At 52.4% G+C, this 22,126-nt stretch carries 22 protein-coding genes; 11 read left to right on the forward strand and 11 right to left on the reverse strand.

The window, feature by feature from the left end:
• Positions 1 to 74: 74 nt before the first annotated feature.
• From rhaM to rhaB, 5 genes are all read right to left on the reverse strand, one after another.
• Entirely contained in the window at positions 75 to 389 is a 315-nt protein-coding gene (rhaM, locus tag J4650_RS19995) for an L-rhamnose mutarotase (protein ID WP_000619478.1), read from the reverse strand.
• Complete coding sequence (gene fucO, locus J4650_RS20000) at positions 386 to 1,534, reverse strand: lactaldehyde reductase (RefSeq protein ID WP_023993691.1); 1,149 nt, start codon at positions 1,532 to 1,534, stop codon at positions 386 to 388. Before fucO ends, rhaM begins: the two co-directional genes overlap by 4 nt.
• A 126-nt stretch (positions 1,535 to 1,660) precedes the next feature.
• A complete protein-coding gene (gene rhaD / locus J4650_RS20005; protein WP_001179690.1) occupies positions 1,661 to 2,488 on the reverse strand; it encodes a rhamnulose-1-phosphate aldolase in 828 nt (275 codons plus the stop codon).
• A gap of 142 nt (positions 2,489 to 2,630) precedes the next feature.
• Positions 2,631 to 3,890 carry an L-rhamnose isomerase gene (locus tag J4650_RS20010; RefSeq protein ID WP_023993690.1) on the reverse strand — a complete coding sequence of 420 codons (1,260 nt, stop codon included), beginning with the start codon at positions 3,888 to 3,890 and terminating at the stop codon, positions 2,631 to 2,633.
• Positions 3,887 to 5,356 (reverse strand): rhamnulokinase, encoded by a 1,470-nt coding sequence (gene rhaB / locus J4650_RS20015; protein ID WP_023993689.1) that lies wholly within the window; start codon positions 5,354 to 5,356, stop codon positions 3,887 to 3,889. The genes J4650_RS20010 and rhaB overlap by 4 nt, the downstream gene beginning before the upstream one ends.
• 287 nt (positions 5,357 to 5,643) lie before the next feature.
• Here rhaB and rhaS point away from each other — a divergent pair, with 287 nt between their 5' ends.
• Positions 5,644 to 6,480, forward strand: a complete 837-nt coding sequence (gene rhaS, locus J4650_RS20020) for an HTH-type transcriptional activator RhaS (RefSeq protein ID WP_000217112.1) — start codon at positions 5,644 to 5,646, stop codon at positions 6,478 to 6,480.
• Between the two features lie 152 nt (positions 6,481 to 6,632).
• A complete protein-coding gene (gene rhaR, locus J4650_RS20025; RefSeq protein ID WP_000013290.1) occupies positions 6,633 to 7,481 on the forward strand; it encodes an HTH-type transcriptional activator RhaR in 849 nt (282 codons plus the stop codon).
• On the opposite strand, the gene rhaT is transcribed toward rhaR, so the two are convergent.
• Entirely contained in the window at positions 7,478 to 8,512 is a 1,035-nt protein-coding gene (gene rhaT, locus J4650_RS20030; protein WP_000063533.1) for an L-rhamnose/proton symporter RhaT, read from the reverse strand. The genes rhaR and rhaT overlap by 4 nt on opposite strands.
• Positions 8,513 to 9,130: 618 nt before the next feature.
• Here rhaT and J4650_RS20035 point away from each other — a divergent pair.
• Positions 9,131 to 9,814 (forward strand): oligogalacturonate-specific porin KdgM family protein, encoded by a 684-nt coding sequence (locus J4650_RS20035; protein WP_000378721.1) that lies wholly within the window; start codon positions 9,131 to 9,133, stop codon positions 9,812 to 9,814.
• Between the two features lie 157 nt (positions 9,815 to 9,971).
• Here the strand turns inward: J4650_RS20035 and J4650_RS20040 are convergent, their stop codons facing one another.
• From J4650_RS20040 to J4650_RS20050, 3 genes are read right to left on the reverse strand one after another with little or no spacing between them, the layout of a single operon-like run.
• On the reverse strand, positions 9,972 to 11,279 hold the full coding sequence (locus J4650_RS20040) for a TRAP transporter large permease (RefSeq protein WP_023993688.1): 1,308 nt from the start codon (positions 11,277 to 11,279) through the stop codon (positions 9,972 to 9,974).
• A complete protein-coding gene (locus J4650_RS20045; protein ID WP_001091413.1) occupies positions 11,272 to 11,787 on the reverse strand; it encodes a TRAP transporter small permease in 516 nt (171 codons plus the stop codon). Before J4650_RS20045 ends, J4650_RS20040 begins: the two co-directional genes overlap by 8 nt.
• Positions 11,788 to 11,805: 18 nt before the next feature.
• Entirely contained in the window at positions 11,806 to 12,789 is a 984-nt protein-coding gene (locus tag J4650_RS20050) for a TRAP transporter substrate-binding protein (protein WP_023993687.1), read from the reverse strand.
• 328 nt (positions 12,790 to 13,117) lie between these two features.
• On the opposite strand from J4650_RS20050, the gene sodA reads away from it, so the two are divergent.
• The 3 genes from sodA to J4650_RS20065 all read left to right on the forward strand — a co-directional run bounded on the left by sodA (position 13,118) and on the right by J4650_RS20065 (position 14,904).
• Positions 13,118 to 13,738, forward strand: coding sequence for a superoxide dismutase [Mn] (gene sodA / locus J4650_RS20055; protein WP_000122632.1), 621 nt, complete (start codon positions 13,118 to 13,120; stop codon positions 13,736 to 13,738).
• 69 nt (positions 13,739 to 13,807) lie between these two features.
• Positions 13,808 to 14,497 carry a 6-hydroxyaminopurine reductase gene (gene yiiM, locus J4650_RS20060; RefSeq protein WP_000559229.1) on the forward strand — a complete coding sequence of 230 codons (690 nt, stop codon included), beginning with the start codon at positions 13,808 to 13,810 and terminating at the stop codon, positions 14,495 to 14,497.
• 11 nt (positions 14,498 to 14,508) lie between these two features.
• Positions 14,509 to 14,904, forward strand: coding sequence for a nuclear transport factor 2 family protein (locus tag J4650_RS20065; protein WP_000133440.1), 396 nt, complete (start codon positions 14,509 to 14,511; stop codon positions 14,902 to 14,904).
• A gap of 50 nt (positions 14,905 to 14,954) precedes the next feature.
• On the opposite strand, the gene cpxA is transcribed toward J4650_RS20065, so the two are convergent.
• Both cpxA and cpxR read right to left on the reverse strand, forming a co-directional pair.
• The gene (gene cpxA, locus J4650_RS20070; RefSeq protein ID WP_000580402.1) at positions 14,955 to 16,328 is read right to left on the reverse strand and encodes an envelope stress sensor histidine kinase CpxA; all 1,374 of its coding nucleotides are present in this window, start codon (positions 16,326 to 16,328) and stop codon (positions 14,955 to 14,957) included.
• Positions 16,325 to 17,023: an envelope stress response regulator transcription factor CpxR gene (cpxR, locus tag J4650_RS20075; RefSeq protein ID WP_001033731.1), complete on the reverse strand. Its 699-nt coding sequence runs from the start codon at positions 17,021 to 17,023 to the stop codon at positions 16,325 to 16,327. Before cpxR ends, cpxA begins: the two co-directional genes overlap by 4 nt.
• A gap of 150 nt (positions 17,024 to 17,173) precedes the next feature.
• On the opposite strand from cpxR, the gene cpxP reads away from it, so the two are divergent.
• The 5 genes from cpxP (at position 17,174) to J4650_RS20100 (ending at position 21,920) form a co-directional block, all read left to right on the forward strand.
• Positions 17,174 to 17,674: a cell-envelope stress modulator CpxP gene (gene cpxP, locus J4650_RS20080; protein WP_001233463.1), complete on the forward strand. Its 501-nt coding sequence runs from the start codon at positions 17,174 to 17,176 to the stop codon at positions 17,672 to 17,674.
• Positions 17,675 to 17,821: 147 nt separating this feature from the next.
• Positions 17,822 to 18,724 (forward strand): CDF family cation-efflux transporter FieF, encoded by a 903-nt coding sequence (fieF, locus tag J4650_RS20085; RefSeq protein WP_001077320.1) that lies wholly within the window; start codon positions 17,822 to 17,824, stop codon positions 18,722 to 18,724.
• A gap of 184 nt (positions 18,725 to 18,908) precedes the next feature.
• The gene (gene pfkA, locus J4650_RS20090; RefSeq protein ID WP_000591793.1) at positions 18,909 to 19,871 is read left to right on the forward strand and encodes a 6-phosphofructokinase; all 963 of its coding nucleotides are present in this window, start codon (positions 18,909 to 18,911) and stop codon (positions 19,869 to 19,871) included.
• A gap of 203 nt (positions 19,872 to 20,074) precedes the next feature.
• Positions 20,075 to 21,064 (forward strand): sulfate ABC transporter substrate-binding protein, encoded by a 990-nt coding sequence (locus J4650_RS20095; protein WP_000758711.1) that lies wholly within the window; start codon positions 20,075 to 20,077, stop codon positions 21,062 to 21,064.
• A gap of 100 nt (positions 21,065 to 21,164) precedes the next feature.
• Positions 21,165 to 21,920: a CDP-diacylglycerol diphosphatase gene (locus J4650_RS20100; protein ID WP_000750762.1), complete on the forward strand. Its 756-nt coding sequence runs from the start codon at positions 21,165 to 21,167 to the stop codon at positions 21,918 to 21,920.
• Positions 21,921 to 22,126 lie beyond the last annotated feature (206 nt).

Consider the following 22,126-nt stretch of genomic DNA (forward strand, 5'->3'; position numbering starts at 1 on the left):
GGCGTAACCGCCTTATCCGGCCGACAAAAAATAAAACCGTAGGCCCGGTAAGCTTGCGCCACCGGGCACACGACTTACTGCAGATAGAACACCTCTTTTAGCTCTGCGCTGACCGGGCTGTTATCCGGATTCGCGGGCATAACGTCACGCATATGTTTCCACCAACGCTGGCAAACGTCGGTGCTGGCAACGGCGTTCCAGCGCTCCTCGGATTCAATCTCAACGGTGGCGAACAGCAGATTGCGCTCCTGATCGAGATAAATCGCGTAGTGATGCGCGCCGTGAGACTTTAATACGGCTTCCAGCTCCGGCCAGATTGGGTTATGACGACGCTGATACTCCTCGTGCGCGTCGGCATTTACCTGCATCACAAAGGCTTTGCGGATCATAACGCCTCCAGGTACAGCCCGCGAACTTCATCGCGGCTGGCGGTGCGCGGGTTACACGGCGCGCACGGGTCGGCGAGGGCTTTATCCAGCCAGCCTTCGATATCTTCTTTTGTGACGCCCAGCTTGCTGAAACCTTCTGGAATGCCGACGCGTTTGCTCAGCGTACGGATAGAGTTAATCGCTTCCTGACTTGCGGCTTCGTCAGACATACCGCGCGTCTCTACGCCCATCGCCTGTGCGATACGGGCAAAACGCGCGACGGCGTTCGGACGGTTAAAGTTCTCGACAATTGGCAGCAGGATAGCGTTGCAGACTCCGTGCGGCAGGTTGTGAGTTGCGCCCGGCTGGTGCGCCAGCGCGTGAACCAGCCCCAAACCGGCGCTGTTGAACGCCATACCCGCCAGGTACTGGCCGAATGCCATTTGCTCACGGGCTTCGAGGTTATGGCCATCGTCAACCGCTTTCGGTAGCCACAAATTGATTAAGCGAATCGCTTCCAGCGCGTTAGCGTCGGTAAGCGGATGCGCGCCAACGGAGACATAGGCTTCCACCGCATGGGTCAGGGCATCCATGCCGGTTGCGGCGGTCACAGACGCCGGGATTTCCAGCATGACGCTGGCGTCATCCACGGCAATATCCGGGATGATATTCGGGTCGATGATCACCTCTTTGACCTTACGGGCAGAGTCGATAATCACCGCGTTGCTGGTCATCTCGGCCGCGGTACCTGCCGTAGTATTAATCGCTACCAGCGGTACGCCGGCGTTTTTCACTTTGCCGACGCCGGAGTAGGCGGTGGAAGGGCCAGGGTTGGCGGTGAGGATTTTCACCGCTTTTGCGGTATCGATCGGGCTGCCGCCGCCGAAGGCGATAATGTAGTCACATTCTGCGCTCTGATACGCCGCAAAACCTTTCTGCACCAGCTCTTCTGTCGGGTTTGGGAACACCTCATCAAACAGGTGGTAAGACATTTGATGTTCATCCAGTGCGCTAAACAGGCTATCCAGCAGGCCCAGCTTTACCAGTTGACCATCGGTAACGATCAGCGCTTTGCCCCATTGCTTATTCGCCACGAGGTTCACCATATCGGCAATCGCTCCAGCGCCATGCAGGCTAATTTTTGGCAGTGCCAACATAAAGCTCATCACTATTCTCCTTAAAAAAATTCCCTGTTGCCCGATGGCGCTACGCTTATCGGGCCTACGGTAAAATGCGCACCGTCCTGTAGGCCGGATAAGGCAAAGCCGCATCCGGCGTTGAGTTGGGAGGTATCAGTACAGCGCTACGGCGCTGGCCAGCGGTGTCACGCCAAAACGTTTGCCGAGTGCGACCAGTTCTTCGCGCGTGATGGTCTGCTTCATACCGCCCATCGAATAGATTTTGACTAATACCTCAGCGGATTTCTCTGCGGTATCTATCAAACCGAAGGTTTCATCCAGCGTAGGTCCGCTTCCGAACACGCCGTGGAACGGCCACAGCACCAGTGAATGTTTCTGCATTTCTTGCGCGGTGGCCTGGCCGATTTCATCGGTGCCTGGCACCATCCACGGCAGAATGCCGACACCGTCCGGGAATACCACCAGACATTCGGTGCTGCCTTCCCACAGTTTGCGGGTGATCAGCGCAGTGTTGTTTTCCAGTACGTAGGTGAGGGCGATCAGGTTAGTCGCATGGCAATGCATAATGACGCGGTCTTTGCCGTGGGTGGCTTTAATGCGTTCGCAGTGGGAAAGGAAATGCGCCGGGAGTTCAGAGGTGGGCACCGCGTCGTGGGTTAAGCCCCACAGAATGTGGTAGCCTGCGCCGTCGCTGTCGATTTTGACCACGCCTAAATTGGCTGCCGGATCGAGCTGCACGTTGCGGAAGAATTTGCCGGAACCGGTAACGATAAACGGCGTATTCGCCAGCAGCGGCATGGGTTGACTTAGCGCGATATAGCGTGGTTTTTCGTGAAAATTAGTCGCAAAAGGCGCGATATCGGCTTCATCGAGACGTAGCGTCAGGTTACCGCCATTACGTTCGTCCCACCCTTTCAGCCACGCATCAGACGTGGCTTTAATCATGCCCTGGACAAACCAGGAATCGGTAATATTTTGCATGTTCGTGTTCCCATTTATTGCCCGAAGGTTATTCGGGTCTTACGTAGGCCGGATAAGCGCAGCGCCATCCGGCAATCGTGTTTCATTTATTGCCGGATGGCGACGCGGGCGTCTTATCCGGCCTACAGATCAGGTGTCGCTGTCAGCTACGTTTGCTCAGGATCTCTTTTTCATAGACGCGAACGCTGTCCAGCCACTGGCTGCCAGCCGGCGTGTCGTGACGCTGGCAATACATTTCCCAGACGGCCTGCCACGGCAGAGATTTTTGCTCTTCCAGCAGCGCCAGACGCGCGGTGTAATCGCCGCTGGCTTCAAGCTGACGCAGTTGATCTGTGGGTTCCAGCAGAGCGCGCAGCAGCGCTTTTTTCATGTTGCGGGTACCGATAACCCACGCGGCGACACGGTTGATAGAGGCGTCGAAGAAATCCAGGCCGATATGCACACGGTCGAACAGGTTATGACGGACGATCTCGCTGGCAATTGCCTGGGTTTCATCGTCCAGGAGCACCACGTGGTCGCTATCCCAGCGTACCGGGCGGCTGACGTGCAGCAGCAGCCGTGGCACGTAGAGCATGGCGGCAGAAATTTTGTCGGAAATCACTTCAGTGGGATGGAAGTGGCCCGCATCAAGGCACAGCGCGGTCTGACGGCTGGTGGCGTAGCCCATGTAGAACTCATTGGAGCCGACGGTGTAGCTTTCCGCGCCGATGCCAAACAGTTTGCTCTCAACGGCGTCGATGTGGTGCGCCGGGTCGAATTTCTCGCTAATGACCTCATCCAGCGCTTCCAGCAGGCGCTGGCGCGGGGCTAAACGGTCGACGGTAATGTCTTTCATGCCGTCCGGAATCCAGATGTTCATCACCGACGGCGTACCGAGCTGCTCACCAAAGTATGCCGAGACGCGGCGGCTGGCTTTGCAGTGATCGATCCAGAACTGGCGAATTTTCGCGTCTGGATGAGAGAGGGTAAAACCGTCAGCGCTCAGTGGATGAGAAAAACAGGTGGGGTTGAAATCCAGCCCCAGCCGGTTCGCTTTCGCCCACTCCACCCAGTTTTTAAAATGCTCCGCTTTGATCTGGTCGCGAGCAACCGGCGTATCCGACTCAAGGTAAATGGCGTGCAGGTTCAGCCGTTTTGGGCCTGGGATCAGACGCAGCGCCTGTTCCAGATCGGCGCGCAGTTCGGTGGCGTTACGCGCTTTGCCCGGATAGTTGCCGGTTGACTGAATTCCGCCCGTCAACGAACCTTCCGGGTTCTCGAATCCGGCAACATCGTCGCCCTGCCAGCAGTGCATGGAAACCGGCAGGCGATCGAGCTGGCGCAGCGCCTCCTCGACATCAATACCTACTGCGGCGAAACGTTGTTTTGCCAGTTCCCAGGCTTGTTCCAGTTGAGTGGTCATGCGCAAAGCTCCTTTGTCTGTCGTTTGGGTTGAAACTGCGCAACGTGGCGGGCAATTTCACTATCAGGATTAGGGATATAGGTTGTCAGGTCGTAGTTAGCGCTGACGACCTGACGGAAGTCATCGACGTTGTTTAATTCGTCGAGGGTCATAAGCTGAATACCAATATTGCCAAGGGTGGAGGCTTCAACCGGCCCGGCCATCACGCGAATACCACATGCATCGGCGCACAACTGGTTGAGTAGCGCGTTTTGGCATCCGCCGCCGACAATATGCAGTTGGGTAAATTTTTCGCCGCGCAGATTTGCCAGTTCGTGCAGAATGTCGGCATACAACAGCGCCAGACTGTCGAAAATGCAGCGCGCCAGTTCGGCATCGCTGACGGGAACGGGCTGGTCGGTCTCGCGACAGGCTGCCTGGATTTCAGCTCGCATATCGTCAGGATTGATAAAGCGATCGTCATTCGGGTTAATCAGGAAACGGCAGGCCGGCAGCGCTTCTGTTTGGGCGATAAGCGCAGGCAGATCGGTAATGCGCCGTTCTTTCAGCACGCGCTGGAGCAGCCACAAACCCATAATGTTTTTCAGTACCCGATAACGCCCTTCCGCGCCGCCTTCGTTGGTGATATTGGCAGCCAGCGCCTCGTCAGTGGTGTAGGGCATTTTGCTTTCAAAACCCATCAACGACCAGGTGCCTGAAGACAGGTAAGAGCTATGTTTATTTGCCAGCGGAGAGGCAATAACGGCGCTGGCGGTATCGTGGCTGGCGACGGCTACCACCGGAATACGGTTGCCCTGCGGGCAAATCCAGTCGCCGATAACATTGCCAGGGTGCGAGGGGCGACCGAACCAGCTCTTTTTCGCGCCGGTCCACGCCAGCAGGGTATCGTCCCAGTCATCGGTATTGATATTGACCAACTGGGTGGTCGTGGCGTTGGTGTATTCCCAGTTCATTTCACCGGTCAGGCGGTAGCTGAAATAATCGGGCATCAGCAGCGCATGAGCGACCTGCGCCGTTAACTCAGGCTGTTGTTTCGTCAGCGCGCGTAGCTGATAGATGGTGTTAAACGGCAGAAACTGAATCCCGCTGCGGCGATAGATTTCGCTTTTGCCGATCTGGACCAGCGCTTGCGGCATGATGCCCGTGGTACGGTTATCGCGGTAGGAGACCGGCAGGCCGACACGCTGACCTTGTTTATCCAGCAGGACATAATCGACGCCCCAGGTGTCGATGCCGATGCTGTCGATAAGAATGCCTTCATTGCAGACTTTCTTCAGACCAAGACGGATATCCTTTTCCAGACTGTCGATGTCCCAGGTGTCAAACCCGTCTGTTTTTTGTAGGCAGTTCACAAAACGGTGAATTTCACGTAGCGTCAGGGTACGGTGTTTGCTGTCGTAACGCGCCAGCATCACGCGCCCGCTGGATGCGCCGAGATCAACCGCGACACAATGGCGAAAAGTCATAATCAGGTCCTTCTTAGAGTCATTGCGCACAGTCTAAAAAAGCCCTCAAAGACCTACCTTCTCGTTACTGACAGGAAAATGAGCCGCTGGCAACAAGGCAAAGATGAACGTGATAGCGTTCACAGTTTCTACTAATAGGCCGGTGTGATGTCGTCCGCATTTCCCGCTTTTTCCCGCCTTTTCTTGAAAAAAAGACCATGTTTGCGCGCTTTAGCGTCAAAAATTTAAGGTGAGGCCGATAACCCTTAATTACTATTCGGACATGTTGAATTCAGGAGGAAGCAACCATGACCGTACTGCATAGCGTGGATTTTTTTCCATCAGGTAAAGCGCCCGTGGCGATTGAACCTCGTCTGCCACAAGCCGCTTTCCCTGAACATCATCATGATTTTCATGAAATCGTGATTGTGGAACACGGTACGGGCATTCATGTATTCAACGGGCAGCCGTATACCATCAGCGGCGGTACCGTGTGTTTTGTTCGCGATCACGACCGGCATTTATATGAACATACCGACAACCTATGCCTGACGAATGTACTGTGGCGTTCACCGGACGCCTTCCAGTTCCTGGCGGGGTTGGATCAATTGCTGCCGCAGGAGCAGGATGGTTACTATCCTTCTCACTGGCGGGTGAATCAGAGTGTGTTGCAGCAGGTGCGCCAGTTGGTCGGTCTGATGGAGCGCGCCGGAGACGGCATGGATGCGCCTGCCGTGGCGAATCGCGAAATTTTGTTTATGCAACTACTGGTGTTGTTACGCCGCAGTAGCCTGATGGAAGGCGCGACCAATAACGACGCCAAACTCAACCAACTGATGGCATGGCTGGAAGACCATTTTGCGGAGGAGGTCTGCTGGGAGGCGGTAGCTGAACAGTTTTCGCTGTCGCTACGCACGCTGCATCGTCAGCTTAAACAGCATACCGGGCTGACGCCGCAACGTTACCTTAATCGCCTGCGTTTGATCAAAGCCCGGCATTTATTGCGCCATAGCGATCATAGCGTGACAGAAATCGCGTACCGCTGCGGTTTTGGCGACAGTAACCACTTTTCGACTCTGTTTCGCCGAGAATTTAACTGGTCGCCGCGGGATATCCGTCAGGGACGCGATGCGATAATCCAGTAACGCGAACGCTATCAACGTTTTCGTCGCCAATATGCTGATAATTATACCCTTTAATACCGGATGGCGGCTGCGCCTTACCTGGCCTACGGCGGCGAGCGGTAGACAGAATAAGCGTAGCGCCAGCCGGCAAGCATTCAACATGAGGTGCTGCGGTGGCAAATCAGTTAATCCTTTTGAAAAAAGATTTTTTTACTGATGAGCAGCAGGCCGTTACGGTTGCCGATCGCTATCCACAGGATGTTTTTGCGGAACATACGCATGAGTTTTGTGAACTGGTGATGGTCTGGCGGGGCAATGGCCTACACGTTCTTAATGAGCGCCCATACAGAATTACCCGCGGCGATCTGTTTTACATTCGTGCTGAAGACAAACACTCCTATACTTCCGTTAACGATCTGGTGCTGCAAAATATCATTTACTGCCCGGAGCGTTTGAAACTCAATGTAAACTGGCAGGCGATGATTCCCGGCTTTCAGGGAGCGCAGTGGCATCCTCACTGGCGGCTGGGCAGTATGGGAATGAATCAGGCGCGGCAGGTCATTAACCAGCTTGAACATGAGAGTAATGGACGCGATCCGCTGGCGAATGAGATGGCGGAATTGCTGTTTGGTCAACTGGTGATGACGTTAAAACGGCATCGCTACGCGACCGACGATCTTCCGGCAACCTCCCGAGAAACCCTGTTGGATAAATTAATTACCGCTTTGGCTAATAGCCTTGAGTGTCCCTTTGCGCTGGATGCGTTTTGCCAGCAGGAACAATGCAGCGAACGGGTGCTGCGGCAGCAGTTTCGCGCCCAAACCGGGATGACGATTAATCAATATTTACGCCAGGTCCGTATTTGCCACGCGCAGTATCTGCTTCAGCATAGCCCGCTGATGATTAGCGAGATTTCGATGCAGTGCGGTTTTGAAGATAGTAATTATTTTTCAGTGGTGTTCACGCGGGAAACCGGGATGACGCCGAGCCAATGGCGTCATCTCAGTAATCAAAGCGATTAACTGGCCATGCCTAAACCGACAATATTCGCCGCGATAATAATTACCACGCAGCCGAGGCTTAATACGGCAACGGGACGGCGGCCAGCATTTTTCCACTCTTTTAGCACCAGACCGACAAGCCCCCCGCACAGCACATAGAAGCTCATGTGCAGCATCCAGCTCATGTAGTCATATTGCGCTGGAATGCGCGCGTGACCCCAGGCATAGAAAAAGAACTGTAAATACCACATCAGACCGCCAAGCGCGGACAGCAGAATATTGCTGATAATCAACGGTCTTGCCAGCGAGAAGTCGGCTTTTATCGACAGATTTTGCACTTTTGCCAGGCGGATAAAACAGAAACCGAGGTTCACCAGCGCGCCGCCGCCCATAATCACCACGTAACTCGGCAGCGCGACATAGAGCGGGTCAACGCCAAGCGCGGCAGCAGCTTCATGCATCGGTTTCGCGGCGTTCATGGCAAAAGACATCCCCGCCGAGAAAATACCGCACATCACTGCCAGCAGAAGCCCTTTCTTCAGATTGAACTCCTCCGCTTTAATGCCCATTTTGCGTTCTTTTAACTGTCCGGCGCGCGTCACAATCCCGACGCCGATCAGCGCGACAAAAACGCCAAGTAGCGTCATGCGCCCCCCTTCGGTATGGATTAACACATCGAAGTTACCGTTGATGATAGGCGTCATCAGCGTGCCGACGATAAGCGTAATGCCGATAGCGATGCCGATACCCATCGACATCCCGAGATAACGCATGGTCAGGCCGTAGTTAATATTGCCGATGCCCCACATGGCGCCGAACAGAAAAACCGGTAAAAGGGTGGAGAGGTTAAACTGCCCATAATAGGCCCAGAAATCAGGCAGTAACAGAGCGCTAATTGCCCACGGCAGAATAAGCCATGAGACGATGCCGCCCACTGACCACATGGTTTCCCATGACCACTGTTTCACTTGCTTGAACGGGGCATAGAAGCAGGCTGCACTGGCCGCCCCTATCAAATGCCAGAAAATACCCATCGTAATCGCGTTACTCATGACATGTTCCTCATTATTTTTTATGGACGGGATACCCCTTCCGTTTGCATGAGTTTAAAAATTACGCAGCCCGGTAACCTTATAACGATTGCCGCCGTTGGGTGTATTCTGGCAATCAGCACGTTAATGAAGTGATTAACTTCACGTTTTAAAAAAGTCGAAGCGCATCGTGACCGTCTGGATGTTATTTAAATCAGTGGGTAATATTTGTTTTCTAAAATACCTTCATCATAACGACACGAAACGACTTAGCTGGCAGCAATGCAAAGAAAACGCTGCGTGAGATCACATAATGGGAATAGTCTGACTTACCGTTTGATAAAAGGGTAGTTATACAGTAATTATTTGGTTGTTTTATTTGTATTTACAATTTAAATATATTGAAATTAACGTTAGGAATCAATTAAATATAAATATAAGGAAATCCCTATATTGGCGTTGTTGATGGTGTTTTGATTTTTATTTTATATGACGAATATGAATTTCATTTATTTTATTTTGCTTTTTGAACATTATCCCAATTTTAAATTAAAGATCTTTGTCTATATTGTCGCCATTCACATTGCGTATTATGGTTGTAACGGTCTGACATGAAACAACGTTTTAATTTTAAATTAAATGGATTCTGTTATGAGAAAATCTCTTTTCTTACTATTACCTCTTGTTGTAACAAATGCGCATGCAGTATATGTCGATGTTCGTCATGAATATCTTGATGACAGTAAAGCTAACTATGACCGTGCGTATATTTCTCATCGGTTTGCGAATGGTGTTGGTTTTGCGATAGAAGCTATCTCAAAATCAGGCGGGGATGACACCAATAAAGCGTTTAATGACCTAGAAACACAGGGCAACGAATATACGATAAGCTACCAATTTAAAACCGGTGATGTCGCCTGGCAACCGGGTTTCGTGCTGGAAACAGGCAACGGTTACTCTACCTATAAGCCTTACTTCCGCGCGACGTGGACATTAAATGAAAGCTGGTGGGTTGGCGCGCGCTATCGTTTTGAATATGTACGCCGTTCTTCTGATATCCGTGATGATGATACCATCAATCGTATGGATGTCTGGGCGGGTTATAAATGGAACAACTTTGACTGGACAATCGAAGGAATTTATAAGAAAGCCGATAAATATGATCTTTACGATGGCGGCAAAGATAACTATGAATATAACTTCAGAACTGCCTATATTATTGACCAATGGTCGCCATTCGTTGAGGTAGGTAATGTTTCCGTCAATAGCAACAGCGATGAAAGACAAACCCGTTTCCGCGTGGGTATAGGCTACACATTCTAATCATTATCCCTGTTTATTATTTATTCCCTTTTCCGGCTACTTTATAGGTAGCCGGTTTTTTTTACCTGGTGATGACCTGCGGATAATTATTATCGCGCGTTGGCCGGATAAGACGCGAATCGCCATCCGGCAACGAGATGTGCAGGAAACTATGCGCTTACATGATGCCCAGTAGACGGGGTAAGAACAGTGTGATTTCCGGAATGTAGGTAATTAATAACAGAACGCCGATAATCGCGCCGTAAAAAGGCAGCAACGGTTTAATCACTTCCTCAACTTTGACCTTACCGACGCTCGCCCCGACATATAAACCACTGCCAACTGGCGGCGTAATGGTGCCAATCGCCAGGTTATAGATCATGATAATGCCGAAATGCACCGGATCGACGCCCAGTTTAGCCATGATTGGCAGCAGAATCGGGGTAAAAATCAGAATGGCCGGACCAATATCCATAAATGCGCCGATAATCAACAAAAAGACGGTAATGACTAACAGGATAACCAGTTTATTGGCGGAAATACCGAGGATCATATCGCTCAGCGCCGCAGGAATATTGGTGATCGACATCGAGAAGGACATCGCCGAAGAGGTTGCCAGCAGGAACATGATGACCCCGGTCATTACCACTGTCTGGAGCAAAATCGAAGGCAAATCCTTAATTTTCAGCGTGCGGTAAAACACCATCGTCAGCAATAACGTATACACCACGGCAATCGCGGAGGCTTCAATGGCGGTGAAAATCCCCTGCACAATGCCGCCGACAATAATCACGATCAGCAGCAGGCTGGGAATGGCCTCAGCGGCAACTTTTAGCGCCATACCTTTTTGGACGGTGAAGAAAACCCGATAATTTCGACGCTTAGCGACCACCAGCGTGACCAGCATACAGCCAACGCCCCACAGCACTCCCGCGACCAGACCGCCGGCGAACAGAGCGGCAATCGATGTTCCCCCGCTTGCCAGCGCGTAAAGGATAAAAGCCGTGGTGGGCGGAATTAACATTCCCGTCGGCGCGGAGGCGATATTCACCGCGGCCGCAAAGCCGCGATCGTAACCTTCGCGCGCGCTCATCGGCACCATCACGCCGCCGATGGAGGTTGAGGCGGCAATCGCCGATCCGGAAATTGCACCGAACATCATATTGCCGACGATGTTGGTATAAGAGAGCGAGCCGGGCAGTTTGCCAGTAAACAGTTTGGCAAAATTGACCAGCCGGGCGGCAATTCCCCCGCTATTCATGATCACCCCGGACAAAACGAAGAACGGCACGGCCAGCAAGGCAAAACTGTCCAGGCTGGAGAACATTTTTTGCGCGGTGGCGAACATCGAAATATCGAAAGGCAGTACCAGCATCATGGTGCTGAAAGAGGCGATAACGATGCAGATCCCAATAGGCGCGCCCATGGCCAGTAAAACAACAAAGACGGCAATTAGCGTACAGGACGCAAAAATAGGGTCAATCATGTGATTTCTCCAGAGTGTGCTCAGTGGTATCCGTGGCGGAATGGATAGCTTTCAGGGCGTCAACGATATTCAGCAGCCCATAGAGGATGATCAGTACGCCTGCGCAGGGGAGCGCGTAATAAATTTTCCCCATCGGAATGCCCAGCGCAGGGGAGATTTGCAGCATAGAAATCGCAGAAATCTTTAAGCCGCCGATAATCAATACCCAAATGGAAAACGCGATAAAAATGACCTGCAGAATAATATCCCACCAGCCGCGAATCGTCGGCGACACCTTATCCAGTAAGAGAGTCAGGCTGATATGCTGTTTCTGACCAGCGACAAAAGCCATGCCCAGCATTGATACCCATACCAGGAGAAATCGCAGCATCTCTTCGGTAAGGGTGCTGGGAACGCCCAGAATGTAGCGGCTCACCACCTGCCAGCAGGCGATGCCCACCATTATCGCCAGCACCAGGCAACAGATAGCGCCCAGCAATAAATCAAGTCCTTTTCTGAATGTGTTCATCTTAATTTCCTGATTAGATTAATTTTTTGCTGTCTGGATACGTTGATACAGCCCGTAAAGCCGCGGTTTGTTTTTCAGACCGTCGTAAATAGGCTGTACTGCCTCCTGGAAGGGTTTTTTGTCGATCTCGTAGAATTCAACGTTGAAATCTTTTACCGCCGCCAGCCTGGTTTTCTCTATTTCCTTGTCCCATGCGGCTTTCTCAAATTCGATCGACGCCTTGATGGCGGCTTCGACGATGCGCTGCTGTTCCGGCGTCAGCTTTTCCAGCGTGAGGGTACTCATTAGCAGGATATCGGGAATGCGGGTGTGCATATCGTAGGTGTAATAACGGGCGACTTCGCCGTGGCGGGCGATGGTGAGAGCGAACTCATTGTTTTCCGCGCCGTCGAGAATGCCTTGTTGTAACGAGGTATAGACCTCCGCCTGGCTCATGGCGATAGGCGAAGCGCCCAGCAGTTTGAGGGTTTGGATCGCCGTCTCACTCTGCATGACGCGGATCTTTTTCCCGCGTAAATCCTCAATGCGTTTAACCGGCGCTTTGCTCATATAAAAATTACGCGCACCGGAATCATACCAGCCTACGCCGATAAACCCCTGCGCGGCGGTGGACTGATAAACAGGCTCCATCACCTGTGGGTTATCCATTACGCGGTAGTATTCCTCGACGGTGGCAAACAGGTAGGGAAGTGAGAACACGCCGTACTCAGGCGAAAAACTCTCCATCAGCCCGGACGACACTTTAGTGATGTCGACGACGCCGACCTGCGTCAACTCCACCAGTTCGCGCTCGCCGCCAAGCTGTCCGTCCGGGAAGTACTGTACTTTGATATCGCCGCCCGTTTTCTCTTCAACTTGCTGCCCCAGGAAGTGCAACGCATCTTTTACCGGCTGGCTATTTTCAGCGTAGGCCAGGCGCAAAATGGTTTCGCCGTGGGAGAAGAAAGAGAGTGTGGAGAGTAAGGCCAACGTAGCCAGACGTATAAAACCAGGTTGCTTCATGATTCCCTCGCAATTGTAATAATTTACCGGGAATGTAATTGCAGTGTGAAATTATAACCTTCTTGATTTTGCCACCGCTGACAAAATTTGGCACCAAAAGAAAGATTTTGAAACCCTGTTTCACATTTCATGATTTCCAGGAATTCATCAACAGGCGGTTTCGGTTGGAGGCGTAAAAAACGGTTTTTTTCAGCGGATGCCGTAACGTTTATAACCCTGGAAAAAGTACGGCATTGATAATCATTTTCAATATCATTTAATTAACTATAATGAACCAACTGCTTACGCGGCGTTAACACTGTGCCGCTCGACAATAATGGAGATGATTATGAGTTATACACTGCCATCCCTGCCGTACGCTTATGATGCACTGGAACCGCACTTCGATAAGCAGACGATGGAGATTCACCACACCAAACACCATCAAACCTATGTCAACAACGCTAACGCGGCGCTGGAAAACCTGCCTGAGTTTGCTGACCTGCCGGTTGAAGAACTGATTACTAAACTGGACCAGGTGCCAGCGGACAAAAAAACCGTGCTGCGTAACAACGCCGGCGGCCACGCTAACCACAGCCTGTTCTGGAAAGGACTGAAAAAAGGCACCACTCTGCAGGGCGATCTGAAAGCGGCTATCGAGCGTGACTTCGGTTCCGTTGACAACTTCAAAGCTGAATTCGAAAAAGCAGCAGCAACCCGTTTCGGCTCCGGCTGGGCGTGGCTGGTGCTGAAAGGCGACAAACTGGCTGTGGTTTCTACCGCAAACCAGGATTCCCCGCTGATGGGTGAAGCCATTTCCGGTGCTTCCGGCTTCCCGATCCTGGGTCTGGACGTGTGGGAACACGCTTACTATCTGAAATTCCAGAACCGCCGCCCGGACTACATCAAAGAGTTCTGGAACGTGGTGAACTGGGACGAAGCAGCAGCGCGTTTCGCCGCTAAAAAATAATTTGCATTGCACGTCTGTAGAAGCGAGTCTGATGACTCGCTTTTTTTGTATCCGCGTAAGGAGCAGCAGATGCATTATCCGGTTGACGTGTTTATTGGCAAAATTCGTGACTATGACGGCAGCCGCCCGAGTGCTATCGCCAAGGTGCAAATCGACGGCGAGCTCATGCTGACCGAGCTCGGTCTGGCAGGCGATCAGCAGGCCGAAAAGAAAATCCACGGCGGCCCCGACCGCGCGCTATGCCATTACCCCCGCGAACACTATGCTGATTGGATTCGCCAGTTCCCCGAGCAGGCGACGCTGTTTTGCGCCCCGGCGTTTGGCGAGAATCTGTCGACGAACGGAATGACCGAACACAACGTGTTTATTGGCGACATCTACCGCTGGGGCGAGGCGTTGATCCAGGTCACTCAGCCGCGCTCTCCATGCTTTAAACTTAATTTCCACTTTGCCATCAGCGACATGGCCCTCCTTATGCAGAACAGCGGAAAAACCGGCTGGCTGTATCGGGTCATTGCGCCAGGTAAGGTCTCCAGCGATGCGCCGCTGGAACTGGCGTCGCGTCTGAGCGATGTCTCGGTTCATGAAGCGGGTGTTATCGCCTGGTCTATGCCGTTTGATGACGAACAATATCACCGGCTGTTGAGCGCCGCTGGGCTGTCGGCGAGCTGGAGCCGCACCATGCAAAAGCGTCGTTTGAGCGGCAAAATTGAAGATAGCGCCAGACGACTGTGGGGGGATAAAACTCCGCCAAAATGAAAGGAAGGATTATGACTGAAGCTGAAAATGCGGTGGCGATCGTAAAAGAATTTTTGGTGGCCTCGATGATTCCCGATGCTGAACGCGCCGCAACGTATATGCACCCGGAGGTGAAAATTATCTTCACCGGAGGCCGGGCGATGGCGGGCGCGGCAGATATCGCGCAGTTTAACGGCGCTCGCTACAAGTGGGTGAAGAAGGCGCTGGGCGAGTTTGATGCGGTGCAGCATGATGATTACGTTGTGATTTATTCCAACGGTACGTTGTATGGCGAATGGCCCGACGGTCGCCCGTTTGCCGATAACCGCTTTATCGACCGCTTCGAAGTGCGCGATGGCAAAATTACCCGGATGGACGTGTGGAATGACAGCGCCGAGTGGATTCTGGCGCCGGAAATCTCCCGGTAAATCTCGACGGCGAGATAAAAAATCGGCCTGCATTCGCAGGCCGATGGTTTTTAGGTTCGCTTGTACAGCGGTAGCCACAGCGTGAGCCGCAACCCGCCGAGCGGGCTATCGTCAGCCTTCACCCAGCCGCGGTGCTGCTGCATGGCGCTTTCGACAATCGCCAGCCCCAGCCCGGTGCCGCCAGACTCGCGGTCGCGCGCCTCATCAGTGCGATAGAACGGACGGAAGATCTGCTCACGGTCTTCAGGGCTGACGCCCGGCCCGTCGTCATCGACCGTGATCGTAATACCGTCTTTATCCACCGAGAAGCCGACTTCAATCTTCGTATGTGAATAGCGCAGCGCATTACGAACAATATTTTCCAGCGCGCTTTCCAGCGCGTTTGGGTTGCCATAGAGCGGCCACGGCCCCGGCGGATAATTTACCGTTAACGACTTGCCCATCTGTTCGGCTTCAAAGGCGGCGTTATCCAGCACTTCGCCCCATAGCTGATTGGCTTTCATCGTTTCGCTGACCAGCGCATTTTTCTGTTGGTTACGCGACATCACCAGCAGGTCATTGATCATGCTGTCCAGACGCTGCGCTTCGGTTTCAATACGCTCCAGCTCTTTGCTTTCGCCGCCACGACGACGCAGCAGCGCGGTACCCAGTTGCAGGCGCGTAAGGGGCGTTCGCAGCTCATGGGAGATGTCTGACAGCAAACGCTGCTGCGAGGTCATCATCCGTTCCAGCGCCGTCACCATCTGGTTAAAACTGGCGCCAGCGGCGAGGAACTCCTGCGGACCCGCCTCCAGCTCCGGATGCTGACGCAGGTTGCCTTGCGCCACTTCATCAGCCGCGTTTTTCAACTTACGCGCCGGTTTCGCCAGACTCCATGCCAGCCATAGCAAGAGCGGCGAACTGACCAGCATCGTGACAATGAGCAACAGAAGCGGGCGGTCAAACAGCAGATTAATAAAATCGGATTGCGAACTGCTGGCCGGTCGAATCAGGTAAAGCTGGTAATTATCCTCTCCGTCGCGAACGGAGAACGGCCCCACCATCTCTACGCGGCCATATTTTTTCTTCTGCGGATGATCGGCGTTATCCGCCTGACCAATGAAGTTACGAATGATCTGCATTTCGCTGCGTTCAGCACCGATCACGCGTCCTTCAGAGGTCACCAGTAATAACCGCTGTCCAGGCGGCGCCCACTTATCGATCGCGCGGAACAGGCGACGCCACCACATCAGGTCGTTGGGCGGATCGTTCGCAAGTTCAGCTTCTACATGTTGCTCTATCATCAATCCCTGGCGCTGTTCGCTGTCCAGCAGCTCGGTCATCTGGCGTGAATCGAGCTTGGGCAACATCAGTACCAGCATTAGCACCAGCGCCAGCGTCAACCAGAAGATGGCGAAGATGCGCGCGGTTAAACTTCCTATCATGAAGCGGAAACCATCAGATAGCCGCGACCACGCAATGTTTTAAACCACGGATGACCGTCTTTGCGTTCCGGCAGTTTGCGGCGCAGGTTAGAAATATGCATATCAATGGCGCGATCGAACGGCGTCAGGCGCTTACCCAGCACTTCCTGGCTTAAATGTTCACGGGAAACCACCTGGCCGAGGTGTTGCGCCAGCAAATAGAGCAGGGTGAATTCCGTACCGGTCAGCTCCAGCGTTTGGCCATCGAAACTGGCTTCCTGGCGACCCGGATTAAGGCTTAGCGCATCGACTTCCAGCGTCGGCGAGCCGTTGTCGCTGCTCTGCTGCTGTTCGCTCCAGTGGGAACGGCGCAAAATAGCCCTGATGCGCGCTACCAGCTCGCGGTCGTTAAACGGTTTGGGTAAATAGTCGTCCGCGCCCAGCTCAAGGCCGAGAACGCGATCCAGCTCGCTGCCGCGCGCGGTCAGCATAATGACAGGCGTCTGGTGTGTCTGGCGAAGCGCTTTCAACGTATCGATACCGTTTTTCTTCGGCATCATGACGTCAAGCAAAAGTAAATCGATGCTGTCATCCAAAAGCTCAAGCGCCTGCTCGCCGTCGTGGGCCACCAGGACATTAAAACCTTCCATTTCGAGGAGCTCTTTTAACAGGGAAGTCAGCTCTCGGTCATCATCAACTAACAGGATTTTATTCATTGTTTACGTACCTCCGAGGCAGAAATTACGTCATCAGGCGTCGCTAATCCATGACTTTACGTTGTTTTACACCCCCTGACGCATGTTTGCAGCCCGAATCGTAAACTGTCTCTCGTTGAATCGCGACAGAAAAGATTTTGGGAGCAAGCGATGCGCAAAGTTACCGCTGCTGTTATGGCCTCAACGCTGGCATTCAGTTTTTTAAGCCACGCAGCTGAAGTTGTTACAAGCGATAACTGGCACCCCGGTGACGGGGCCACGCAGCGTAGCGCGCAAAATCATATGTTTGACGGCATAAGTTTAACCGAACATCAGCGTCAGCAGATGCGAGATCTTATGCAACAGGCAAGGCACGAACAGCCTCCTGTTAATGTTAGCGAAATGGAGACAATGCATCGGCTTGTCACCGCAGAAAAATTTGATGAAAGCGCTGTGCGCGCTCAGGCAGAAAAAATGGCGCAAGAGCAGGTTGCCCGCCAGGTCGAAATGGCCCGCGTGCGTAACCAGATGTATCGCCTGTTAACGCCGGAGCAGCAAGCGGTTTTGAATGAAAAGCATCAGCAACGAATGGAGCAACTGCGCGACGTGGCGCAATGGCAAAAAAGTTCATCGTTGAAATTATTGAGTAGTAGCAACTCACGTTCCCAGTAACAACCCTGTTTTCCTTGCCATAGACACCATCCCTGTCTTCCCCCACATGATGTGGGGGTTTTTTTTATCTCCAGTTTGTCATTCTGTTATTAGCTTACTGTTTTAAACCATCCGTTATACTACCGGCAGAAGATAGCGGGAGTATTTATGAATCAAACCTATGGACGGCTGGTTAGCCGGGCGGCTATCGCGGCAACGGCGATGGCATCAGCGTTACTTTTGATCAAAATTTTTGCGTGGTGGTATACGGGATCGGTGAGTATTCTGGCGGCGTTGGTGGACTCGCTGGTGGATATTGCCGCGTCATTGACGAATTTGTTGGTCGTGCGTTATTCGCTGCAACCCGCAGATGATGAACACACGTTTGGGCACGGTAAAGCGGAGTCGCTGGCGGCGCTGGCGCAAAGTATGTTTATTTCCGGTTCGGCGTTGTTTCTGTTTTTGACCAGTATTCAGAATCTGATTAAGCCGACGCCAATGAACGACCCCGGCGTGGGGATTGGCGTTACCGTCATCGCTCTGATATGCACTATTATACTGGTCACGTTTCAGCGCTGGGTGGTACGCAAGACCCAAAGTCAGGCGGTACGGGCGGATATGCTTCATTATCAGTCTGATGTTATGATGAACGGAGCGATTCTTATCGCGCTGGGGTTATCCTGGTACGGTTGGCATCGTGCGGATGCCCTGTTTGCGTTAGGTATCGGCATCTATATTTTGTATAGCGCGTTACGTATGGGGTATGAGGCGGTGCAGTCATTATTGGATCGCGCGCTGCCCGATGCGGAACGACAGGAAATTATTGATATCGTGACGTCATGGCCGGGAGTCAGCGGCGCGCACGATCTCCGCACGCGGCAGTCAGGGCCGACTCGCTTTATTCAGATTCATTTGGAAATGGAAGATAATCTGCCGCTCGTTCAGGCGCATTTTGTGGCTGACCAGGTAGAGCAGGCGATTTTACAGCGTTTTCCGGGTTCAGATGTCATTATTCATCAGGATCCCTGTTCAGTCGTTCCCAGGGAAGGCAGGAAGTTCGAGCTTGTATAATTGATTGTTAAAAAGTGAGCCAGGCCAGCATTTTGTGTATAAATTACCGCCATTTGGCCTGACCTGAATCAATTCAGCAGGAAGGGATTGTTATACTATCTGTATATTCGTTGGATCGTTTCGAAGTGCGAAATCGGCTTCCGGCAATAGATTTCATTTTGCATTCCAAAGTTCAGAGGTAGTCATGATTAAGAAAATCGGTGTGTTGACAAGCGGCGGTGATGCGCCGGGCATGAACGCGGCAATCCGCGGTGTTGTGCGCGCAGCGTTGACGGAAGGGCTGGAAGTCATGGGCATTTATGACGGCTATCTGGGCCTGTATGAAGATCGTATGGTTCAGCTTGACCGTTACAGCGTATCTGACATGATCAACCGTGGCGGTACTTTCCTCGGTTCTGCCCGTTTCCCGGAATTCCGTGACGAAAATATTCGCGCTGTCGCGATCGAAAACCTGAAAAAACGCGGTATCGATGCGCTGGTAGTTATTGGCGGCGACGGTTCTTATATGGGTGCAAAACGTCTGACTGAAATGGGCTTCCCGTGCATCGGTCTGCCAGGCACTATCGATAACGACATCAAAGGCACCGACTACACTATCGGCTATTTCACTGCTCTCGGCACTGTAGTGGAAGCGATTGACCGTCTGCGTGACACCTCCTCTTCTCACCAGCGTATCTCTATCGTTGAGGTGATGGGCCGTTATTGCGGCGATCTGACGTTGGCGGCGGCTATTGCTGGCGGCTGTGAGTTTATCGTGGTGCCGGAAGTTGAATTTAATCGCGAAGATCTGGTGGCGGAAATCAAAGCCGGGATCGCGAAAGGGAAAAAACACGCTATCGTCGCTATCACCGAACATATGTGCGATGTTGACGAGCTGGCGCACTTTATTGAAAAAGAAACGGGCCGTGAAACGCGTGCGACGGTGCTCGGCCACATTCAGCGCGGTGGTTCCCCGGTACCTTACGATCGCATTCTGGCTTCCCGTATGGGCGCGTATGCTATTGACCTGCTGCTGGAAGGCCATGGCGGTCGTTGTGTCGGTATCCAGAACGAGCAGCTTGTTCATCATGACATCATCGATGCGATTGAAAACATGAAGCGTCCGTTCAAAAGCGACTGGATGGAGTGCGCGAAAAAACTGTACTGATTGTTTTTGCGCGCCTGATGGCGCTACGCTTATCAGGCCTACAGGTTGCAGAAACGTGTAGGCCGGATTAGGCGCTAGCCACCATCCGGCAATCCCTCAGATTTATTCCTCGAAGTTATAGCCAATCTTTTTTTATTCTTTAATGTTTGGATCTTTTTCTGGCACGCTTTGCTCATCACAACACAACATAAGCGAGTCGGGCGATGAAAAAGTGGGGCGTGGGGTTCACATTATTGCTGGCGTCAACCAGCATTCTGGCAAAGGATATTCAGTTACTTAACGTATCGTACGATCCAACGCGTGAGCTGTACGAGCAGTACAACAAAGCGTTTAGCGCGCACTGGAAGCAGGAAACCGGCGACAACGTCGTGATCCGCCAATCGCACGGCGGTTCGGGTAAACAGGCGACTTCCGTCATTAACGGCATTGAAGCCGATGTCGTGACGCTGGCGCTGGCTTACGATGTGGACGCTATTGCGGAACGTGGTCGTATCGATAAAAACTGGATCAAGCGTCTGCCGGATAACTCAGCACCTTACACTTCAACCATCGTTTTCCTGGTCCGCAAAGGCAATCCAAAACAAATTCATGACTGGAACGATCTGATTAAACCCGGTGTGTCGGTGATTACGCCAAACCCGAAAAGCTCCGGCGGCGCCCGCTGGAACTATCTGGCGGCATGGGGCTACGCCCTGCACCACAACAATAACGATCAGGCCAAAGCGCAGGACTTTGTCAAAGCCCTGTTTAAAAACGTTGAAGTGCTGGACTCCGGCGCGCGCGGCTCAACCAATACTTTCGTTGAACGCGGTATCGGTGATGTGCTGATTGCCTGGGAAAACGAAGCGCTACTGGCGACGAATGAACTGGGTAAAGATAAATTTGAGATAGTGACCCCGAGTGAATCTATTCTCGCAGAGCCGACCGTTTCCGTGGTCGACAAAGTGGTGGAAAAGAAAGACACCAAAGCGGTAGCGGAAGCGTATCTGAAGTATCTCTACTCGCCGGAAGGGCAGGAGATAGCAGCGAAAAACTTCTACCGTCCGCGCGATGCTGACGTGGCGAAAAAATACGACGATGCGTTTCCGAAGCTGAAGCTTTTCACCATTGACGAGGTGTTTGGCGGCTGGGCGAAGGCGCAAAAAGATCACTTCGCTAATGGCGGTACGTTCGACCAAATCAGCAAACGCTAAACCGTTTATAAACCCGGTAACGTATTATGTTACCGGGTTTTTTCTTTGCCACAATTTTGCGTTACTCTTCCCCGTCTATGGGTCACAGGGAACGCATATCATGAAAAAAACAGGCTACTTTTTACTGGCGGTGATAGTGATTGTCGCCGCGGCGGGCGTCGGTTACTGGAAATTTTCCGGCAACCCTGATGCATTACGGGAAATCGTGCTTGAACAATGCCTGCCCGATCAGTTACAGCATCAAAACCCAGCGCCGTGCGCGGAAGTCAAACCTCGCGCTGGCTATGTCGTCTTTAAAGATCGTCACGGTCCGTTGCAATATTTATTGATGCCCACCTACCGTATCAACGGTACAGAAAGCCCGCTATTGCTGGAACCCGCTACGCCCAACTTTTTCTGGCTGGCCTGGCAGGCTCGCGGCTATATGAGTAAAAAATACGGGCATGATATTCCGGATAGCGCGGTCTCGCTGGCGATTAATTCGCGGCTTGGTCGTTCACAGGACCATTTGCATATCCATATTTCTTGCATCCGTCCTGACGTTCGGGAACAACTGGATAACGATCTCACGCGCATCAGCACTCGCTGGCTTCCGCTGCCGGGTGGCCTGATGGGGCATGAATACCTGGCGCGCCGGGTAACCGAGAGCGAACTGGCGCAGCGTAGTCCGTTTATGATGCTGGCGGAAGAGGTGCCGGAAGCGCGCGATCATATGGGACGCTATGCGCTGGCGGTGGTACGCCAAAGCGACGACTCTTTTGTTCTGCTGGCGACCGAGCGTAACCTGCTGACGCTTAATCGCGCATCGGCGGAAGAGATTCAGGATCATAGTTGCGCCATTTTGTCTTCCCGCTGATTTTCGTTACACCCCCTGTTCATTATCTTATTGATTCTTATCCCGGTTTAAAACCGGGGTAAGATCGTGTCTATAAAAATATGTGAAATCGATCAAAAGATATAAAGGTATACCTTTATATCTTTTTGAGGATGGTTACACTCTCTTCATAGCCTCCATTGCGTGTCGGACAGGCGGCTTATTTATAAAAACGTTTTTATTTCATG

This window comes from Salmonella sp. 32120201201600049SM (assembly GCF_017572835.1).
Classification (GTDB): domain Bacteria; phylum Pseudomonadota; class Gammaproteobacteria; order Enterobacterales; family Enterobacteriaceae; genus Salmonella; species Salmonella enterica.

What these genes read in the sequence shown, in the direction of transcription:
- rhaM (WP_000619478.1), bottom strand. Translation starts at nt 389, where the DNA reads ATGATCCGCAAAGCCTTTGTGATGCAGGTAAATGCCGACGCGCACGAG.
- fucO (WP_023993691.1), bottom strand. Translation starts at nt 1,534, where the DNA reads ATGAGCTTTATGTTGGCACTGCCAAAAATTAGCCTGCATGGCGCTGGA.
- rhaD (WP_001179690.1), bottom strand. Translation starts at nt 2,488, where the DNA reads ATGCAAAATATTACCGATTCCTGGTTTGTCCAGGGCATGATTAAAGCC.
- J4650_RS20010 (WP_023993690.1), bottom strand. Translation starts at nt 3,890, where the DNA reads ATGACCACTCAACTGGAACAAGCCTGGGAACTGGCAAAACAACGTTTC.
- rhaB (WP_023993689.1), bottom strand. Translation starts at nt 5,356, where the DNA reads ATGACTTTTCGCCATTGTGTCGCGGTTGATCTCGGCGCATCCAGCGGG.
- rhaS (WP_000217112.1), top strand. Translation starts at nt 5,644, where the DNA reads ATGACCGTACTGCATAGCGTGGATTTTTTTCCATCAGGTAAAGCGCCC.
- rhaT (WP_000063533.1), bottom strand. Translation starts at nt 8,512, where the DNA reads ATGAGTAACGCGATTACGATGGGTATTTTCTGGCATTTGATAGGGGCG.
- J4650_RS20035 (WP_000378721.1), top strand. Translation starts at nt 9,131, where the DNA reads ATGGATTCTGTTATGAGAAAATCTCTTTTCTTACTATTACCTCTTGTT.
- J4650_RS20040 (WP_023993688.1), bottom strand. Translation starts at nt 11,279, where the DNA reads ATGATTGACCCTATTTTTGCGTCCTGTACGCTAATTGCCGTCTTTGTT.
- J4650_RS20045 (WP_001091413.1), bottom strand. Translation starts at nt 11,787, where the DNA reads ATGAACACATTCAGAAAAGGACTTGATTTATTGCTGGGCGCTATCTGT.
- J4650_RS20050 (WP_023993687.1), bottom strand. Translation starts at nt 12,789, where the DNA reads ATGAAGCAACCTGGTTTTATACGTCTGGCTACGTTGGCCTTACTCTCC.
- sodA (WP_000122632.1), top strand. Translation starts at nt 13,118, where the DNA reads ATGAGTTATACACTGCCATCCCTGCCGTACGCTTATGATGCACTGGAA.
- yiiM (WP_000559229.1), top strand. Translation starts at nt 13,808, where the DNA reads ATGCATTATCCGGTTGACGTGTTTATTGGCAAAATTCGTGACTATGAC.
- J4650_RS20065 (WP_000133440.1), top strand. Translation starts at nt 14,509, where the DNA reads ATGACTGAAGCTGAAAATGCGGTGGCGATCGTAAAAGAATTTTTGGTG.
- cpxA (WP_000580402.1), bottom strand. Translation starts at nt 16,328, where the DNA reads ATGATAGGAAGTTTAACCGCGCGCATCTTCGCCATCTTCTGGTTGACG.
- cpxR (WP_001033731.1), bottom strand. Translation starts at nt 17,023, where the DNA reads ATGAATAAAATCCTGTTAGTTGATGATGACCGAGAGCTGACTTCCCTG.
- cpxP (WP_001233463.1), top strand. Translation starts at nt 17,174, where the DNA reads ATGCGCAAAGTTACCGCTGCTGTTATGGCCTCAACGCTGGCATTCAGT.
- fieF (WP_001077320.1), top strand. Translation starts at nt 17,822, where the DNA reads ATGAATCAAACCTATGGACGGCTGGTTAGCCGGGCGGCTATCGCGGCA.
- pfkA (WP_000591793.1), top strand. Translation starts at nt 18,909, where the DNA reads ATGATTAAGAAAATCGGTGTGTTGACAAGCGGCGGTGATGCGCCGGGC.
- J4650_RS20095 (WP_000758711.1), top strand. Translation starts at nt 20,075, where the DNA reads ATGAAAAAGTGGGGCGTGGGGTTCACATTATTGCTGGCGTCAACCAGC.
- J4650_RS20100 (WP_000750762.1), top strand. Translation starts at nt 21,165, where the DNA reads ATGAAAAAAACAGGCTACTTTTTACTGGCGGTGATAGTGATTGTCGCC.